The organism is Acidovorax sp. GW821-FHT11A03, from assembly GCF_058809075.1.
Window position 1 is genome coordinate 559673 of the sequence record NZ_JBXASG010000002.1, and the last position, 16381, is coordinate 576053.

The window sequence follows — 16381 nt, forward strand, 5'->3', positions numbered from 1 at the left end:
CCCCCATGCGCCAGTTTCTCCCCCGCCTGCGGGCCGTGTCCGCCCCGTTGCTTTGCCTTGCACTGTCCGGGTGTGCCAGCACGACCGGTTCGCTGGGCTACTACTGGCAGTCCATGGTGGGGCACCTGGAACTCATGCAGTCGGCCGAGCCCATCGACCGCTGGGTGGCACGCACCGACATCGCGCCCGCGCTGCGCGAGCGCCTGTGGCTGGCGCAGCGCGCCCGGGCCTTCGCCGTGGCCGAGCTGGGCCTGCCCGACAACGCAAGCTACCGCCGCTACGCCGACCTGAAACGCCCCGCCGCCGTGTGGAACGTGGTGGCCGCGCCGCCCTACGCGCTCACGCTGCACACCTGGTGCTTTCCGGTCACGGGCTGCATCGGCTACCGCGGCTACTTCGCCCAGGCCGACGCCCAGGCCGAGGCCGACCAGCTCGCCGCGCGGGGGCTGGAGGTGGAGGTGTACGGCGTGCCCGCGTACTCCACGCTGGGCTACATGAACTGGGCGGGGGGCGACCCGCTGCTTTCCACCTTCATCGCCTGGCCCGAGGGCGACTTCGTGCGCCTGCTGTTCCACGAACTGGCGCACCAGGTGGTGTATGCCGAAGGGGACACGCTGTTCAACGAGTCCTTTGCCACGGCGGTCGAACGCATTGGCATGGCGCGGTGGCTGGCCACCCATTCCACCCCCCAGGCGCGCGAGGCCTACGCCACCAGCGAGGCGCGGCGCGGCGCGTTCCGCGCGCTCACGCGCGCCACGCGCGAGCGGCTGGCCGCCATCTATGCACAAAAAGATGCCCTGGCGCTGGAGGATCAAGCGCTGAATGCTATTAAAAATGAAGCAATGCAGGCATTCCGCGGGCGCTACGCCCAACTGCGCGCGCAGTGGCTGGGCACGGCTTCGGGCACCCAGCCTTCGGTCACCACGGCCCAGGTGGCGGGCTACGACCGCTGGGTGGCCAAGGCCAACAACGCGAGCTTTGCCGCCCAGGCGGCCTACGACGAACTCGTGCCCGCGTTCGAGGCCCTGTTCGAACAGCAGGGCCGCGACTGGCCCCGGTTTTATGATGCCGTACGGCAGCTGGCGCAGCAGCCCCAGCCGCAGCGCCGCGAGACCTTGCGTGCCCTGCTGCCCGCGCAGCCCCCACAAAAATCCTCTTAAGGAGACACCCTGTGCCTGACATCCACATCCATCGCGAACACCACCTGGGCCTGAAAGAGGCCCGCAAGATCGCCTTCTCCTGGGCCGAGAAGGCCGAGGAAAAATTCGACATGGAATGTGTCTATGAAGAGGGCGACACAGAAGACACACTCACCTTCACGCGCTCGGGCGTCAAGGGCACGCTGCTCGTGGACGCGCGGCAGTTCGAGATGAAGGCCCAGCTGGGTTTTCTGTTCGGCGCGTTCAAGGACCGCATCGAGGCCGAAATTGGCGAACAGCTCGATGCCCTGCTCAATGCGCCCCACCCCGGCACCAAGAAGCCCGCCGCCGACAAGAAGAAACACGCGGCAGAAGCGGGTGCCGGCAAGCCGGGTACCAAGGCGGCGGCCAAACCTGCGGCCAAGGCCAAGAAGGCGTAGCCGCCAGGGCCCGGACCATGACATCCACCGCCACCGGCACCGCCGCCCACAGCCCGGCGTTCGACACCCTGTCCGCGCTGCTTCACACCCGCTACAGCTGCCGCGCCTTTCTGCCCGGGCAGTTGCCTCGCACCACCATGCAAGCCATCCTGGCCACCGCGCAACGCACGGCCTCGTGGTGCAACGCGCAGCCCTGGCAGCTCACCATTGCCAGCGGCGCCACGCTCGAGCGCCTGCGCGGCGCACTGCAGTCGCACATGGCCGCGGCAGCCCCTGCGCCCGACCTGCCCTGGCCCCGCGAATACCGGGGCGTGTACCAGGAGCGGCGGCGTGAATGCGGCTGGGGACTGTACGAGGCCCTGGGCATCGCCAAGGGCGACCGCGAGGCCTCGGCGCAACAGGCGGCACAGAACTTCACGATGTTCGGCGCGCCGCATGTGGCCATCGTCAGCAGCGACGAGGCGCTGGGCGTCTATGGCGCGGTGGACTGCGGCGCGTACGTGTCAAGCTTCATGCTGGCCGCGCACAGCCTGGGCGTGGGCTCCATCGCGCAGGCCGCGCTGGCCTCGTACCCCGGCGTGCTGCGCGAGGTGCTGGGCATCGGCGCGGACCGCACCATCGTCTGCGGCATCTCGTTCGGCCTGGCCGACCCCGCGCACCCCGCCAACCACTTTCGCACCACGCGGGCAGACCCTGCCGACAGCGTGGTGTGGCACGACTGACGGGGCGGGCACGTCCTCAGGCCGCCGCGCGCAGCAAGGGGCCGCGCGCGTGCAGCACGCCAAACAGGTTCTTGGGGTCGGACAGTTCGGGGATGAGTTCGATCGGCTGGCCCACCCCCAGTTCGGCCGCGGCATGGCGCATGAACCGCAGCGCGGAAAAATCCTCCAGCGCGAAGCCCACCGAGTCGAACACGGTCACCTGCGCATCGCTGCCGCGGCCCGGCAGGCGGCCCGCCAGCACCTCCCACAACTCGGTCACCGCGAAGTCGGACGGCAGTTGCTGGATATCGCCCTCGATGCGCGTCTGCGGCGCATATTCGACGAACACCTGCGCCTGGCGCAACACGTCGGCATGCAGCTCCGTCTTGCCGGGGCAGTCGCCGCCCACCGCATTGATGTGCATGCCGGGCGCCAGCATGTCCGGCGTGAGGATGGTGGCGTTGGTCTTGTCGGCCGTCACCGTGGTCACGATGTCGGCGCCGCGCACGGCCTCGGCCGCGCTGGCGCAGGCCACGGTGCGCAGGCCGCCGCCCTGCAGGTTGGCCTGCAGCTTGGCGGTGGCGGCCGGGTCGGTGTCGAACAGCCGCAGCGTGTCGACGCCCAGCAGGTGGTGGAACGCCAGCGCCTGGAACTCGCTTTGCGCACCGTTGCCGATGAGCGCCATGGTGCGCGCGCCGGGGCGTGCCAGGGCACGTGCGGCCACCGCCGACATGGCGGCCGTGCGCAGCGCCGTGGTGAGAGTGAGCTCGCTCAGCAGCAGGGGCGCCCCCGTGGCCACGTCGGCCAGCACGCCGAACGCCATCACGGTCGACAGGCCCAGCCGGGTGTTGCGCGGGTGGCCGTTGACGTACTTGAAGGCATACGTCTCCCCGTCGGCGATGGGCATGAGCTCGATCACGCCGTCCCGCGAATGGCTGGCCACGCGCGCCGACTTGTCGAACGCCTGCCAGCGCAGGAAATCGGCATGGATGTTGTCGGCGATGCCGCGCAGGCAGGCCTCGATGCCCTTGCGGCGCACCAGGTCGATGACATCGGGCGCGCTGAGGTACAGGGTGGTGAAGGTGTTCTGGGAACGCATGGTGCTTGTCTCCGTAAGGGATGGGACAAGTTTCCCGGAGCGCCGCAGCAATGTGAATCGCCAGAACTGCCGCATATTGCAGGCCGGGTTGGCGAAACGGCAGCGCAAACTGCCCTTCTGCCCAATCCCGCGCACCACCTCTGTCTCAGCCTCTTCTGGCTACACCTGCCCGTTCAGGCGGCGTGCCGCCTCCAGCACCGGCTTCACGTAGCGCTCGTCATAGCGGTGCGCGGGCATGGTCAGCGTGACCGCCGCCGCCAGGCTGCCATCGGCATGGAACACCGGTGCCGAGATTCCGGCGACCTCGTCGAGCCGGTCGCCCACGCTGGCGGCATAGCCATCGGCCCGGATGCGCGCATGCAGCGCGCGGTCCCGCGCGCCCAGCACGCGCCCGGGCGCCGGATCGAACGCCACCAGCACCCGCCCGCCCGTGCCGCGCTCGAGCGGCAGCAGATCGCCCGCGCGGATGTGGTCGCGCACGGGGTGTGGCGAATCCACCCGGAACTGGCACAGGCGCACGTCCCCCTGGCGCACGTGGTAGGCCGCGCTTTCGCCCGTCGCGGCCACCAGATCGCGCAGCACCGGCAGCACCACCCGGTCGAGGGAGAACGCGGCGGCGTACAGCGCATACAGCCGCGCCACCTCGGGGCCCAGGGCGTAGCGGCCGTCCGCGAGCCGCTGCACCCACCGTGCATGCTCCAGCGATGCGAGCAGGCGCAGCGCCGTGCTCTTGTGCAGCTGCGTGCGCGCGGCCAGTTCCGCGAGCGGCAGGGCACCGTCGCCCTGCCGGAACGCACCCAGCAGCGTGAGCGCGCGGTCCACGGCCGCCACGCCGCCCGGGGCGGCATCGGCATCGGCCAGGGATTCATGGGCGGATTTGCGGGGCATGCGGGCGCGGGGTGGAAACAGGACGCAGGGGCGGGGGCTTGACGCGAAAGCGCAAACCGTCAATCATTTCAATAGAAAGAACTTCGTTCCATCTATTAGAACGACAACCCTCCGCAGCGTCAAGCCCCGGCGCTCGGCCAGCCCCGCAGGAATCCGCCCATGCCCGTCCCCGACATCCTCATCAGCGAAGTAGGCCCGCGCGACGGCCTGCAGTCCGTGAAAGCCACCATGCCCACGCAGTACAAGCTGCGCTGGATCGACGCGCTCGTGGCGGCGGGCCTGCGCGAAATTGAAGTCGGCTCCTTCGTGCCCGCGCGGCTGCTGCCGCAGATGGCCGACGTGGCCGAGGTGGTGCGCCACGCGCTCACCCACCCCGGCATCACCGTGATGGCCCTGGTGCCCAACCTGCGCGGCGCGGAGGCCGCGCTGGCCAGCGGCGTGCACAAGATCACGCTGCCCGTGTCGGCCAGCGCGGCGCATTCACTGGCCAACGTGCGCAAGAGCCCGGACGCCATGGTGGACGAGCTGCACGCCATCACCCGCCTGCGCGCCGAGACCGCGCCACAGGTGCTGGTGGAAGTGGGCATTTCCACCGCGTTCGGCTGCACGCTGCAGGGCGAGGTGCCCGAGGACGACGTGATCCGCCTGGCCGCCAGTTGCGTGGCGGCGGGCGTGGACGAGGTCGGCCTGTCGGACACCACCGGCATGGCCAACCCCGCGCAGGTGCGCCGCCTGTTCACGCGGCTGCGCAGCGAGATCGGCCCGCGCGCGGGCGCGGCCCACATGCACAACACGCGCGGCCTGGGCCTGGCCAACTGCCTGGCCGCATACGACGTGGGCGTGCGCACCTTCGACGCATCGCTGGGCGGCCTGGGCGGCTGCCCCTATGCGCCCGGAGCCTCCGGCAACGTGGTCACCGAAGACCTGGTGTTCATGTTCGAGGCCATGGGTCTATCCACGGGTGTGGACCTGCACAAGCTCTTCGCGGCCCGCGTGCCGCTGCAGGCGGGGCTGCCCGGCGAACCGGTCTACGGGATGACGCCCGAAGCGGGCCTGCCCAAGGGCTGGACCCAGGAGACACCACATGCCTGAAAACAACGAGAGCGCCCCAGGCGGCGGCCGGACCGCCCTGCCCTACACCGGCATCCGCGTGGTGGAGTTCACCCACATGGTCATGGGCCCCACCTGCGGCCTGGTGCTGGCCGACCTGGGGGCCGAGGTCATCAAGGTCGAGCCCATCGGCCATGGCCGCGAGGGCGATGCCACGCGCAAGCTGCGCGGCTCGGGCGCGGGATTCTTCCCGCTGTTCAACCGCAACAAGAAGAGCCTGGCGCTGGACCTGGAAACCCCCGAGGGCAAGGAGGCCGTGCTGCGCCTGATCGCGACGGCCGACATCGTGAGCGAGAACTTCAAGCCCGGCACCATGCAGAAGCTGGGACTGGACTACGCGAGCCTGAAGGCCCTGAACCCGCGCCTCATCTACGTGAGCCACAAGGGCTTTCTACCCGGCCCGTACGACCACCGCACCGCCCTGGATGAAGTGGTGCAGATGATGGGCGGCCTGGCCTACATGACCGGCCGGCCCGGCGACCCGCTGCGCGCGGGCACCAGCGTGAACGACATCATGGGCGGCATGTTCGGCGCGATCGGCGCCATGGCCGCGCTCGCACAGCGCGAGAAGACCGGGCGCGGCCAGGAGGTGCAGAGCGCGCTGTTCGAGAACAACGTGTTCCTCGTCGCGCAGCACATCATGCAGTTCGCCGTCACCGGCCAGCCTGCCGCCCCCATGCCCGCGCGCATCTCGGCCTGGGCGATCTACGACGTGTTCCAGGTGAAGGACGGCGAGCAGATCTTCCTGGCCGTGGTGAGCGATGGCGCCTGGGCGGTGTTCTGCGATGCCTTCGGCTTTGCCGACCTGAAGGCCGACCCGCGCCTGGCCAGCAACAACGACCGCGTGCGCGAACGCGCCTGGATGATGCCGCTGCTGCGCGAGCGGCTCGCGCCCTACAGCGCCGCGCACCTGGCCGACGTGTTCGAGCGCCACGCCCTGCCCTTTGCGCCCATCACGCGGCCAGAGGACCTGCTCACCGACTCGCACCTGAACGCCACCGGCGCCCTCGCCCCCATGACCCTGCCCGACGGCCGCGCCACCCAGACGGTGCTGCTGCCGCTGGCCATGGACGGCCAGCGCCCCGGCGTGCGCCTCTCGCCGCCCCGGGTGGGTGAGCACAATGCGGAGCTGCTGGCCGAGCTGGGTTACGACGCTATAAAAATTGAAGCACTTGGCGCTTACCCAGCAAGCGGTAGCGCCTGATTTTTCTCTGGTTGCTGAGGACCTGCCAAAAAACAAGCGGCCGAGGCCGCTTGTTTTTGACTCCGCCAGCCCGCCCACCAAGGGGCAGGGCCCAGACCAGTGTCACCGTGGAACCGGCTTTGCCGGGCCACCGGTGGCGTGTCCCCCCTGAGGGGGAAGGCGCGCAGCCCCTCAGGGGGCTACTGGAGTGACGTGATCAGGTCGACATATTGCTGCTTGGCGGCATCCGCTTCAGTGCCCTTGAGCTTTTCCCACGCGTCCCATTTGGCACGGCCCACCATGTCGGAGAAGCTGGGCTTCTTCTCGGTGTTGTCGCCGGCGGTGGCCTGCTTGTACAGCGCGTAGATCTTGAGCAGCGTGGCGTTGTCGGGGCGCTCGCTGAGGTTCTTGGAATTGGCTACGGCGGCTTCGAAGGTGGCGTTCAGGTCGGCCATGTCGGTTGCTCCTTGGATGGAAAACGAAAGAAGGGGAAGGGGGAGGGAAAGAACGGTGTCGGCAAGGGTTTGCTGCGTTGTATCTTACGGGCTGCGCACCGCGCCAAGCGGTGCCATCCATAGAGGCAAGCCCCCAAAAACAACCACAACAGGTGTACATCTGATGGTGACCCGCATCCCAGCCCCCCGCGCCCCGGCCACCGAAGGCGCCGCCAGCCCCCTGCGCAAGGTGCGCGCCCAGGCCCCCGACGTGGCCCGCCGCGCGGCCCAGGCCCTTCCGCCCGCCGCGCGCAAGGCCGCCGGCGTGGTGCAAAAGAACGTGCGGCGTGCCGCCACCGGCATGCTGGGCCTCTCGGGCGAACGCATGAGCAAGGTCGACACGGCCTGGCTGCGCATGGACTCGGCCAGCAACCTGATGATGATCAACGGCGTGTGGACGCTCTCGCCCGGCATCGGCTGGGACGCGCTGTGCGAGCGCGTGCAGCAGCGCCTGCTGCAGTACCCGCGCTTTCGCCAGCGCGTGGTGGAGGACGCGGCCGGGGCCACCTGGGTGGAAGACCGCCAGTTCGACATCGCCGCCCATGTGCTGCGCGAGACGCTGCCCCGCACCCCCGGACAGAGCATGCAGCGCGCCCTGCAGGACCGCGTGGGCGAGCTGGCCATGCAGCCGCTGGACGCGCGCCGCCCGCTGTGGCAGATGCACCTGATCGAGGACTTCGTGGGCGACGACGGCCAGCCCGGCAGCGCCCTCGTGGTGCGCATCCACCACTGCATCGCGGACGGCATCGCGCTGATCTCGGTGACCATGTCGCTGGTCGATGGCGGTGCCGAGCCCCCCAGGCGCAAGTCCCGTGCGGACAAGGAGGCCGCCACGGCAGAGGACTGGATCGCCGACACGCTCATCAAGCCTTTCACCGGCATGACCGTGAAAGCGCTCGATATGGCCGGCGACAGCGCGGCCAGGTCGCTGCAGATGCTGGGCGACCCCGAGAAGGCGATGCAGAACGGCCTGTCGGGCACCCTGGACATGGCGCGCGTGGCCTACCAGCTGGTGAGCGACGCGGCCGCCCTGGCGCTGATGCCCGACGATTCACCCACGCGCCTGAAGGGCCAGCCCGGCCAGGCCAAGCGCGTGGCGTGGTGCCCGCCCATCCCGCTGGAGGAGGTCAAGGCCATCGGCAAGGCGCTCAACTGCTCGATCAACGACGTGCTGCTGTCCTGCGTGGCCGGCGCCATCGGCGGCTACCTGCGCAGCCAGGGCGACGACCCCACGGGGCAGGAGATCCGCGCCATGATCCCCGTGAACCTGCGCCCCATGGAAGAGGCCTGGAAGCTGGGAAACCGCTTCGGCCTGGTGCCGCTGGTGCTGCCCATCGGCATGGCCAACCCGGTGGAGCGCGTGTACGAGGTGCGCAAGCGCATGAATGCGCTCAAGGGCAGCACCCAGCCCATCCTCGCGTTCGCGATGCTCGCCGTGGCGGGCCTGATGATCAAGCCCGCGCAGGACGCGCTGCTCAACCTGTTCGGCCGCAAGACCACGGCGGTCATGACCAATGTGCCGGGGCCCAAGGAGCAGCTCACGCTGTGCGGCGCGCGCGTCACGCAGTGCATGTTCTGGGTGCCGCAGTCGGGGGACATCGGCCTGGGGGTTTCCATCCTGAGCTATGGCGGCGGCGTGCAGTTCGGCGTGATCACCGACACCACGCTGTGCCCCGAGCCGCAGCGCATCATCGACGCGTTCGCGCCCGAGTTCGACCAGCTCTCGCTGCTCACGCTGATGCTGCCCTGGGGCGAATGAAGCGGCACCCTGTGACGCTGCGCGGCCTGGCGGCCCTGGCACGGCGGCCGCGGATGAAGGCAGCCGCACTGCTGGCGGCGCTGTGGGCCGCTGTGCCCCTGGCGCAGGCCGCCGTGCGCGAGGAGCATGCCGAGCGCCCGTACGCCGTGCATGCGGAGCCTGGGGACACGCTGCGCCAGGCGCTGAACGCGGCCACGCCCATCGTCACGGACGGGCAGCGCTTTCACGGCCACACCCGCTGGAACGTGCGCTGGACCTTCCGCTGGGGGCGCGAGGCCTCGTCGGGCGAATGCCGCATCACCGAGGTCACCACACGGCTGCGCACCGAGGTGCAGCTGCCCGAGCTGCGGCGCGCCACGCCGGCGCAGCGGGCGCTGTTCGACCGCTATCTGCCGGCCCTGTCACGCCACGAGCAAGGCCATGTGCAGTTCGGGCGCGACGCCGCCCGCGCCATCGACCAGGGCATTGCGCAGCTGCCCGCCGCGCCGGACTGCGCCACGCTGGAGCGCCAGGCCAACGCGCTGGGCCACCGCCTGCTGCGCGAACACGCCGAGCGCGAGAAGCAATACGACCACGACACGCGCCACGGCGCATCGCAAGGCGCCAGGCTGGAGTGAGCGGATCATCGCCCGGCCTCGGCCAGGCTAGCCCCGCACCGCGCTGCGGAAAGCCGCGGACAGCGCCGCCAGGGCGTCGCGCGGGCGGCCGTCCCTGATGCGGGTGTGCAGCAGCACGGGCAGGCGGGGCAGTGCGGGCAGCGCAAGGCGCGTGCCGACGTCCACCGCGCCCAGGGGCAGCATGCGCGGGGCCAGCGCCGCCACCCCCAGCCCGGCCATCACGGCCGCGGCCACCGCCGCCACGCCGCCGCCCACAAACACCTCGGCCCAGGCCATGCCGGCGGCATCCAGCGACCGCCCCGCCATCGCGCGCACGCCACAGGGCTCGGCCAGCGTGGCCAGGGGCAGGGGTTCGCCCGCGCGGTGCTGCCAGCCGGGGGCCGCGAGCCAGCCGAACTGCTCTTCGGCCAGCAGCTCGCCGTCGCTGCGGCCCACGTGCATGCGGGCCAGCACCGCATCCAGCTCGCGCCGGTCGTAGGCTTGCAGCAGGTCGCCGGACGAGCCGATGCGGATCTCGATCAGGAGCTGCGGGTCCTGCGCGTTCATGCGGGCGATCAGCGCGGGCAGCTCGGGCCCGGCCACGTGGTCGCTGATGCCGATGGTCAGGCGCTGGCGCGCCTGGGCGAACGTGGCGAGCGCGCGGTCGTGCACGGCCAGGAGTTCACGGGCGTGTTCCAGAAAGGCGGCGCCCCGCGCAGACAGCTGCACATGCCGGGGCGTGCGCTCGATGAGCCGGCAGCCCAGGCGGGCCTCCAGCCGCTGGAGCTTGAGGCTCATCGCGGCCTGCGCCGTGCCCATGGCCTCGGCGGCGCGCGTGAAGCTGCCCAGCTCGGCAATGCGCACGAAGGCCTCGACGGCATCGAGGTCCAGGGATCGCTCAACCATTTGAATTTGATATTTCTGAAATAGATATCCATAGCATATTCATATGGATAGCATTTCGCCAGCTTCTTCTTTTGTTGTTCAAAAAGGATCTTGCGATGCCCCTCATCCACATTGCCATGCGCGCCGGGAAGCCCGCGGCCTACCGCCAGGCGATCTTCGACACGCTGTACCGCGCCCTGCGCGAAACCTTCAACGTGCCCGAGGACGACCAGTTCATGACCATCACCGAGCACGAGGCCGCGAACTTCCGCTACAGCCCCACCTACCTGGGCGTGGTGCGCAGCGACGACGTGGTGTTCATCCAGATCACCGCCAACAACACGCGCACTCTGGAGCAGAAGAAGGCGCTGTTTGCGCGCATCGCGCAGCTGCTCGGGGAAAGCCCGGGCCTCAGGCCCGAGGATGTGTTCGTGAACATCGTGGAGGTCGCCAAGGAGAACTGGTCCTTCGGGCATGGCCTGGCGCAGTACGCGTAGCCATCCCTTCCACGGCGCTGCGTGCCGTGGGCGGCGGTGAAGGCGGGTCGGCACGGCACCTGCGAACCAGCCGCCGGGCGGGGTGAACGGGCCGCCATGGCGGCCCGCCGCGTTCAGGACGCCGAGCAGGTAAAGCTCTCGGCCTTGGCGGGGTCGCCCATGCCGTTGTAGCGCGGGAACTGGGGGTACTCGCACACCGGGCGCTGGGCCAGGGGGGTGCTGGTGCCGGGGGCAAATTTCGTTGCCACCAGCTTGTCGGGGGCCGCGCCTTTTTCCACCCAGGCGTCCATGGCAGCGAGCAGGTCGATGGAACGCGGCTCGGTGCCCGCCCCGTCCAGGTCATGCCCGTTGGAAGGCGAGGTGACCATGCGCGCAAAGCCCTGCACCTTGCTCGCGCCCAGGCGCTGCTTCACCGTGTCGAAGTATTCCGCCGTGCGGTACACCGACACGCAGGTGTCGCCCAGGCCATACCAGATCAGCAGCTTGCCACCGTTGTCGGCAAAGGCGGAGATGTCCGGGTCGGTACCGTCGATCATCTCGGCCAGCCGCAGATATTTCGCCTGGTACTGGGTCGGGTCGTGCGTCAGGATGCTGGCGTTGGGGTTGCCTTCCACCAGGCGCGCGGCTTCCGTCACGGCCATGTGGTTGAACGAGTCGGGGTTCTCAAAACTGGTACCGAACATGTACGACTGCCAGTCCGAGGTGGACGCGCCGCCCCGGCCGTAGCGCGGATAGCCCACGGCACCGCGCGACAGGGTCACGGGCGTCTTGTGGTCGCTGTAGATGAGGCGGATGGATTCGATCTGGCCGGCCGTCAGGCAGCTGTCGTTGTCGGCGCCCTGGCACAGCAGATCGGTGGGCACGTAGTTGCATGCCTCGACGTTGCCGATGATGCCGTCCTTCAGGCCATCGAGACCATCACACGCGGCCGTCTCGGCCTTGGCATACAGCGCGATCTTGGCCGGGCTCATCCAGTTCTCGCGGCTCTTGAAGATGTGGCGCAGCACCGTGGGGCCCAGGTTGACCTGGTGCGCCTGCTGGCTGATGGCGGGCTCCATGGCCACCACGCCGTCGTAGTCCTTGGGGTACTTCTGCGTGGAGATCAGACCCGAGCGCCCGCCGTTGGAGTGGCCCATGTGGTAGCGCCGCACGGGGCGCTTGCCGTAGAACTCCGTGGCGATGGTGGTGCCAATCTCCAGCACGAAGTGGTTGGCATCGAACGCATGGTTGCGCAACGCCACATCGCTGTTGCCCCAGGCAAAGCCGCGCACCTGGTGGCCAGAGTCGGAACTGATCTTCACATAGGGATTGGCCGATGGACCCACGAGCTGCTGGTACCACGGGTCATCGGTCGGAATGAACCCGTCGAACCCACCGCCGCCAATCGTCAGCGTCTTGCCGTTCCACTGCGCCAGTGTGGGCAGCTCCACCGCCCAGTTGATCGTCGACTCGGGCGAGGACACGATCTGGCCGCGCACGATGCAGGCGTCCGGGAGCGTGCCCTCGGCCTTGCGCAACTCGGTGCGCGTGACCTTGGCGCCATGGGGCAAGGCGGTGGAGGTGTAGGCGGCGCAGGCCTCGGCCAGGGGCCTGCTGGCCAGGGGCGCGGGGGCATCGCCGCCGCCGCCGCAGGCCGTCAGCGCCACGGCGGCAAGGGCAGTCAGGGTGCAGGCGGCCCACCGCCCCGGGGAGGCACGGTGGTGGACGCGGCGATGGGGTGCCACGCCGGCAAGGAATGGAATCGGGAACATGCGGGAGTCTCCAGTGATGGTGGTTTTCAGGAGCCCAGGCACTGGCAGCAGCAGCAGGACGGCCGCCACCGCAGCCCTTGTGGCTCCGGTGGGGACGATAGGAAAAGAAGGCACCCTTGCAGCCCCTGCAAATGCAGAGGGCCCGGGAAACTACCGAGCAGGCCTGGCTACCCGTTGCGCAGCGCCGCCACCAGCGCCAGCTTGTTGTTCACCCCCAGCACGGCGTAGGCGGTGCGCAGGTAGGTGCGCACGGTGGCGGGGGTGAGCCCCAGGGTGGCGGCGATGTCCTTGTGGGAACGCCCCTGGGCGTAGAGCATGGCGGCGCTCAGCTCGCGCGGGGCCAGTGGGGACTTCTGGTGGCGCGATGCCATGCTGACAGCCACCAGCGGACCGCAGGGTTCGAGCCGCAAGCGGCAGGACTTGCCCACCAACAGGCTGCAGGGAGCACGTGGCAGGGCCTGCAGAACCTCCAGCGGCACGCGGGTTCCCGTCCAGCCGGGGCACGCCTCGCCCAGCGCCATGCTGATGCGCAGGCCCGCAAACAGCAGCTCTCCCGAGGGCTCCGCCAGCGCAAAGCTGTCCCAGGGACGGCTGGCGGACTCGCTCTGCAGCCGCTGCAGCACGTGGTGCCAGTGCTGCAGCAGATGCACCACAAATTCGCCAAACAACACGGTCTCTTCGTCGGTGAATTCCGAACGCGCCTGCGGGCGGTACACCGAGACAAAAAACATCAGTCCGCTGTGGGGCAGCTCGGCGGTGAGCGCCATGCAGTGGTACAGGCCATGGCGCTGGCTGAACGCCACCACCTCGGGGTGTTCCACGATATCGCCCACCACATCGCGCTCGCGGATCACCACGCCCAGCCGGGTCATGGACTGGCGCGCGAACTCGTCCACCGCGGACAGTTCGTTCCATTCCTGCGCAAAGCTCTGGCTCAGGCCGATGCTGCCATGCAGCCAGTTGCGCGGACCGGTGTGCACATCGCCGGCCGACACCTCGCCCCACCAGGCCGCGTCGAAGGGGACCAGCTCCCGCAGCGTCTGCAAGGCCTGGTGCAGCATGTCCTGCGGCGGCGCTTGCTGCGCCCCCCGCGCCAGCGCGAGCAGGCTGCGGCTGAGCGCCCGCAAGGCATCGGCGGGGCCGCGCCCGCCCGTTGCGGAAGGGGGCATGCTCATCGGCATACCGCCGGGGCGTCTTGCGCTGCGCGAAGCGCGTCGTCTGCGTGGGCCATGGCGCCAGTCTCCTGTTTTTTCAGGCGATGGTAGCGGCCACGCACGGGCCGCCACCCCAAGCCCCCCCCGAGGCGGCGGCAGGTGCGTGCGCAGCCCGCTACGCGGCTGCAGCCCGCGCCGGCGCAAATGCTATCATTTTTATAGCTTTCTGCGCTTATTCACAAAGCGCCAGCGGCCAATTCCATTCCATTCCATTCAGCGGGCCAGCCCATCCACCGCCTGGAACATCGACTGCCGCGCCTGGCTGATGATCTGGCCCTTCCATTCATCGGTGTCGGTGTAGAACGCCGCCAGCATCTGCGCCTTGATCTGCGCGGCCTTGTCGGCGGGGGTGCCGGGGTGCAGGTTGAGCCACTGCTCGGCGCGAATCGCGTTCATCACATCGAGCACGGGTACGGTACCGTATTCCATGGCGATGCCGGTGTACTCGGCATGCGGGCATTCGTCGTAGATCGAGGTCCACATGAGGCCGGTGAGGAAGGCCGAGGTGGACGAGCCGTCATAGATGGAGGTGACCGGCGTGGCGCCGCCGCCATCCCACCAGGCGCGTGCGCGCGCCACGGCCACATCGTCGTCGTTGCCGGCGTAGATGCGCTCGCCATGGCCGCTGGGGCCCAGGCCCGTGTGCAGGTCGATCCACGCGATGTGCGACGCGCCCGCGCCATGCTGGCGCAGCACCTGGCGCAGCGTGCGGTTGCTCCAGGTGGGCTCGGTGCCGCCAAAGAACAGGCCTTGCGGAAACTCGTGCTGGCCCCGCGAGATGGCGGCCTGCCAGGCCGCCTCGCCCTTGGTGTCGATGTACTGCTGCACGGCGGCGGCATTCTCGGGCAACGGGGGCCACGCCTCGGGCAGCAGCAGCGGCTGGACTTCGCGGTAGGCCTCGTTCACGGGCAGGGGCTTTGAAAAGTCCTGGAAGTTGCGGTTCAGGTCCACGTTCTCGTGGGTGAAGCGGCGCACGTGCGAAAAACCATAGGGGTTGAGCGCGTGGATGTAAAGCGTGGCCACGCCGGCCGCGCGCGCCTTGTCGCGCCACTCCTGATCGTGCAGCGCAAACACCTGCACGCCGCTGCCGCAGTAGCCTTCCACGCCGTGGCAGGCGCTGCTCACGATGAGCAGCCTGGTCGCATCGGCCGGGCCGTCGCGCACCACGTCCATGGCCAGGTCTTCGCCGTCGCGCCCTTTGAGCGGGTGGGCGTGCGATTCGATGGGCAGGCCCGCAGCGGCCGCGGCCTCCAGAAATTTCTTGCGGGCCTGGGCGTAGCTGGGCGAAAAGGCGCGGGCGATGCCGATCATGGGCGGTGGCTTTCGTGGGTGGGTTGGAAACAAGAGAAAAGAAAGCCCGGGCACGCAGGGGGCCCGGGGCGTCAGGACAGCCAAGAAGCCGGCGTCAGGCCGCCGTTGGCTGCGCCAGCCACTCCTCGGCCAGCTTGACCCAGTAGGTGGCGCCCAGCGGGATCAGGTCGTCGTTGAAGTCGTAGCTCGGGTTGTGCAGCGTGCAGGGCCCGCCGCCATGGCCCATCTCGCGGTGCGCGCCGTCGCCATTGGCGATGAAGCAGTAGGCACCGGGCTTGGCCTGCAGCATGAAGGCGAAGTCTTCCGCGCCCATGGTGGGCTCCTGCACCAGCACATTGGCCTCACCCACGATGCCGGCCATCACCTTGCGCGCAAAGTCGGCCTCGGCCGGCGAGTTCACGGTGGGCGGGTAGTTGCGGTGGAAGTGGAATTCGCAGGTGGCGTCGTGCGCGGCGCAGGTGTGCTCGGCGACCTGCTTCATGCGCTTTTCGATCAGGTCCAGCACCTCGATGGAGAACGTGCGCACCGTGCCCTGCAGCTCGCAGCTGTCGGGCACCACGTTGGTGGCCTCGCCCGCGTGCACCATCGTCACCGAGATCACGCCCGCGTCCACGGGCTTCTTGTTGCGGCTGATGATGGTCTGGAAGGCCTGCACCATCTGGCAGGCGATCGGCACCGGGTCGATGCCGTTGTGCGGCAGCGCCGCATGGCTGCCCTTGCCGCGGATGGTGATCTTGAATTCGTTGCTGGACGCCATCACCGGGCCGGGGCTCACCGCGAACTGGCCCACGGGCATGCCAGGCCAATTGTGCATGCCGTATACGGCCTGCATGGGGAACTGCTCGAACAGGCCGTCGGTGATCATCTCGCGCGCACCGCCGCCGCCCTCTTCGGCCGGCTGGAAGATCAGGTACACGGTGCCGTCGAAATTGCGGTGCCTGGCGAAATGCTGCGCCGCGGCCAGCAGCATGGCCACATGGCCGTCATGGCCGCAGGCGTGCATCTTGCCCTGGTGCTTGCTGGCGTGGGCAAAGGTGTTGAACTCCTGCATGGGCAGGGCGTCCATGTCGGCGCGCAGGCCGATGGCCCGTCCGCTGGCGCCGCCGTCGCGGCCCTTGACGATGCCGACCACGCCCGTGGTGCCCAGGCCCCGGTGGATGGGAATGCCCCATTCGGTGAGCTTTTGCGCCACCACATCGGCGGTGCGCACCTCTTCGAAGCACAGCTCGGGATGCGCGTGAATGTCCCGGCGCACGGCGGCAATACTGGCCGCCTGCGTGACGATGGAATCAATAACGTTCATGATATGTATCC

The 16381-nt window shown here is 69.2% G+C and carries 16 protein-coding genes; 8 read left to right on the forward strand and 8 right to left on the reverse strand.

The window, feature by feature from the left end; translation table 11 throughout:
- The first annotated feature begins 5 nt into the window (after positions 1 to 5).
- Genes AC1RVY_RS06330 through AC1RVY_RS06340 form a run of 3 tightly spaced genes read left to right on the forward strand, consistent with a single transcriptional unit; the run spans position 6 to position 2301 of the window.
- Positions 6 to 1160: an aminopeptidase gene (locus tag AC1RVY_RS06330; RefSeq protein ID WP_492805820.1), complete on the forward strand. Its 1155-nt coding sequence runs from the start codon at positions 6 to 8 to the stop codon at positions 1158 to 1160.
- Positions 1161 to 1171: 11 nt separating this feature from the next.
- A complete protein-coding gene (locus tag AC1RVY_RS06335) occupies positions 1172 to 1579 on the forward strand; it encodes a polyhydroxyalkanoic acid system family protein (protein WP_218297266.1) in 408 nt (135 codons plus the stop codon).
- 17 nt (positions 1580 to 1596) lie between these two features.
- The gene (locus tag AC1RVY_RS06340) at positions 1597 to 2301 is read left to right on the forward strand and encodes a nitroreductase (protein ID WP_492805821.1); all 705 of its coding nucleotides are present in this window, start codon (positions 1597 to 1599) and stop codon (positions 2299 to 2301) included.
- Positions 2302 to 2317: 16 nt separating this feature from the next.
- Here AC1RVY_RS06340 and ocd read toward each other — a convergent pair whose 3' ends face one another.
- On the reverse strand, positions 2318 to 3379 hold the full coding sequence (ocd, locus tag AC1RVY_RS06345; RefSeq protein ID WP_218297268.1) for an ornithine cyclodeaminase: 1062 nt from the start codon (positions 3377 to 3379) through the stop codon (positions 2318 to 2320).
- Positions 3380 to 3538: 159 nt separating this feature from the next.
- Positions 3539 to 4267: an IclR family transcriptional regulator gene (locus AC1RVY_RS06350; RefSeq protein ID WP_369641251.1), complete on the reverse strand. Its 729-nt coding sequence runs from the start codon at positions 4265 to 4267 to the stop codon at positions 3539 to 3541.
- A 159-nt stretch (positions 4268 to 4426) separates the two neighbouring features.
- Between AC1RVY_RS06350 and AC1RVY_RS06355 the strand changes: the two genes are divergently transcribed.
- On the forward strand, positions 4427 to 5359 hold the full coding sequence (locus tag AC1RVY_RS06355) for a hydroxymethylglutaryl-CoA lyase (protein WP_492805824.1): 933 nt from the start codon (positions 4427 to 4429) through the stop codon (positions 5357 to 5359).
- The gene (locus tag AC1RVY_RS06360; protein ID WP_492805826.1) at positions 5352 to 6581 is read left to right on the forward strand and encodes a CaiB/BaiF CoA transferase family protein; all 1230 of its coding nucleotides are present in this window, start codon (positions 5352 to 5354) and stop codon (positions 6579 to 6581) included. Before AC1RVY_RS06355 ends, AC1RVY_RS06360 begins: the two co-directional genes overlap by 8 nt.
- A gap of 179 nt (positions 6582 to 6760) precedes the next feature.
- Here the strand turns inward: AC1RVY_RS06360 and AC1RVY_RS06365 are convergent, their stop codons facing one another.
- On the reverse strand, positions 6761 to 7015 hold the full coding sequence (locus tag AC1RVY_RS06365; protein ID WP_218297272.1) for an acyl-CoA-binding protein: 255 nt from the start codon (positions 7013 to 7015) through the stop codon (positions 6761 to 6763).
- Between the two features lie 163 nt (positions 7016 to 7178).
- Between AC1RVY_RS06365 and AC1RVY_RS06370 the strand changes: the two genes are divergently transcribed.
- Positions 7179 to 8813 (forward strand): wax ester/triacylglycerol synthase family O-acyltransferase, encoded by a 1635-nt coding sequence (locus tag AC1RVY_RS06370; protein WP_218297273.1) that lies wholly within the window; start codon positions 7179 to 7181, stop codon positions 8811 to 8813.
- A 53-nt stretch (positions 8814 to 8866) separates the two neighbouring features.
- Positions 8867 to 9430: a DUF922 domain-containing Zn-dependent protease gene (locus tag AC1RVY_RS06375; protein ID WP_492805827.1), complete on the forward strand. Its 564-nt coding sequence runs from the start codon at positions 8867 to 8869 to the stop codon at positions 9428 to 9430.
- A 27-nt stretch (positions 9431 to 9457) separates the two neighbouring features.
- Here AC1RVY_RS06375 and AC1RVY_RS06380 read toward each other — a convergent pair whose 3' ends face one another.
- A complete protein-coding gene (locus tag AC1RVY_RS06380) occupies positions 9458 to 10315 on the reverse strand; it encodes a LysR family transcriptional regulator (protein WP_218341398.1) in 858 nt (285 codons plus the stop codon).
- A gap of 95 nt (positions 10316 to 10410) precedes the next feature.
- On the opposite strand from AC1RVY_RS06380, the gene AC1RVY_RS06385 reads away from it, so the two are divergent.
- Entirely contained in the window at positions 10411 to 10791 is a 381-nt protein-coding gene (locus AC1RVY_RS06385; RefSeq protein ID WP_218341397.1) for a tautomerase family protein, read from the forward strand.
- Positions 10792 to 10904: 113 nt separating this feature from the next.
- On the opposite strand, the gene AC1RVY_RS06390 is transcribed toward AC1RVY_RS06385, so the two are convergent.
- From AC1RVY_RS06390 to AC1RVY_RS06405, 4 genes are all read right to left on the reverse strand, one after another.
- Complete coding sequence (locus AC1RVY_RS06390; protein ID WP_492805829.1) at positions 10905 to 12542, reverse strand: tannase/feruloyl esterase family alpha/beta hydrolase; 1638 nt, start codon at positions 12540 to 12542, stop codon at positions 10905 to 10907.
- Between the two features lie 167 nt (positions 12543 to 12709).
- Positions 12710 to 13711: a LuxR C-terminal-related transcriptional regulator gene (locus tag AC1RVY_RS06395; protein ID WP_369641244.1), complete on the reverse strand. Its 1002-nt coding sequence runs from the start codon at positions 13709 to 13711 to the stop codon at positions 12710 to 12712.
- Between the two features lie 258 nt (positions 13712 to 13969).
- Positions 13970 to 15067 carry a M14 family metallopeptidase gene (locus AC1RVY_RS06400; RefSeq protein WP_218341395.1) on the reverse strand — a complete coding sequence of 366 codons (1098 nt, stop codon included), beginning with the start codon at positions 15065 to 15067 and terminating at the stop codon, positions 13970 to 13972.
- 94 nt (positions 15068 to 15161) lie between these two features.
- Entirely contained in the window at positions 15162 to 16370 is a 1209-nt protein-coding gene (locus AC1RVY_RS06405; protein ID WP_218297278.1) for a M20 aminoacylase family protein, read from the reverse strand.
- Positions 16371 to 16381: the final 11 nt, after the last annotated feature.

What these genes read in the sequence shown, in the direction of transcription:
- AC1RVY_RS06360 (WP_492805826.1), top strand. Translation starts at nt 5,352, where the DNA reads ATGCCTGAAAACAACGAGAGCGCCCCAGGCGGCGGCCGGACCGCCCTG.
- AC1RVY_RS06375 (WP_492805827.1), top strand. Translation starts at nt 8,867, where the DNA reads ATGAAGGCAGCCGCACTGCTGGCGGCGCTGTGGGCCGCTGTGCCCCTG.
- AC1RVY_RS06390 (WP_492805829.1), bottom strand. Translation starts at nt 12,542, where the DNA reads ATGTTCCCGATTCCATTCCTTGCCGGCGTGGCACCCCATCGCCGCGTC.
- AC1RVY_RS06395 (WP_369641244.1), bottom strand. Translation starts at nt 13,711, where the DNA reads ATGCCCCCTTCCGCAACGGGCGGGCGCGGCCCCGCCGATGCCTTGCGG.
- AC1RVY_RS06355 (WP_492805824.1), top strand. Translation starts at nt 4,427, where the DNA reads ATGCCCGTCCCCGACATCCTCATCAGCGAAGTAGGCCCGCGCGACGGC.
- AC1RVY_RS06370 (WP_218297273.1), top strand. Translation starts at nt 7,179, where the DNA reads ATGGTGACCCGCATCCCAGCCCCCCGCGCCCCGGCCACCGAAGGCGCC.
- AC1RVY_RS06330 (WP_492805820.1), top strand. Translation starts at nt 6, where the DNA reads ATGCGCCAGTTTCTCCCCCGCCTGCGGGCCGTGTCCGCCCCGTTGCTT.
- AC1RVY_RS06350 (WP_369641251.1), bottom strand. Translation starts at nt 4,267, where the DNA reads ATGCCCCGCAAATCCGCCCATGAATCCCTGGCCGATGCCGATGCCGCC.
- ocd (WP_218297268.1), bottom strand. Translation starts at nt 3,379, where the DNA reads ATGCGTTCCCAGAACACCTTCACCACCCTGTACCTCAGCGCGCCCGAT.
- AC1RVY_RS06340 (WP_492805821.1), top strand. Translation starts at nt 1,597, where the DNA reads ATGACATCCACCGCCACCGGCACCGCCGCCCACAGCCCGGCGTTCGAC.
- AC1RVY_RS06385 (WP_218341397.1), top strand. Translation starts at nt 10,411, where the DNA reads ATGCCCCTCATCCACATTGCCATGCGCGCCGGGAAGCCCGCGGCCTAC.
- AC1RVY_RS06400 (WP_218341395.1), bottom strand. Translation starts at nt 15,067, where the DNA reads ATGATCGGCATCGCCCGCGCCTTTTCGCCCAGCTACGCCCAGGCCCGC.
- AC1RVY_RS06405 (WP_218297278.1), bottom strand. Translation starts at nt 16,370, where the DNA reads ATGAACGTTATTGATTCCATCGTCACGCAGGCGGCCAGTATTGCCGCC.
- AC1RVY_RS06380 (WP_218341398.1), bottom strand. Translation starts at nt 10,315, where the DNA reads ATGGTTGAGCGATCCCTGGACCTCGATGCCGTCGAGGCCTTCGTGCGC.
- AC1RVY_RS06365 (WP_218297272.1), bottom strand. Translation starts at nt 7,015, where the DNA reads ATGGCCGACCTGAACGCCACCTTCGAAGCCGCCGTAGCCAATTCCAAG.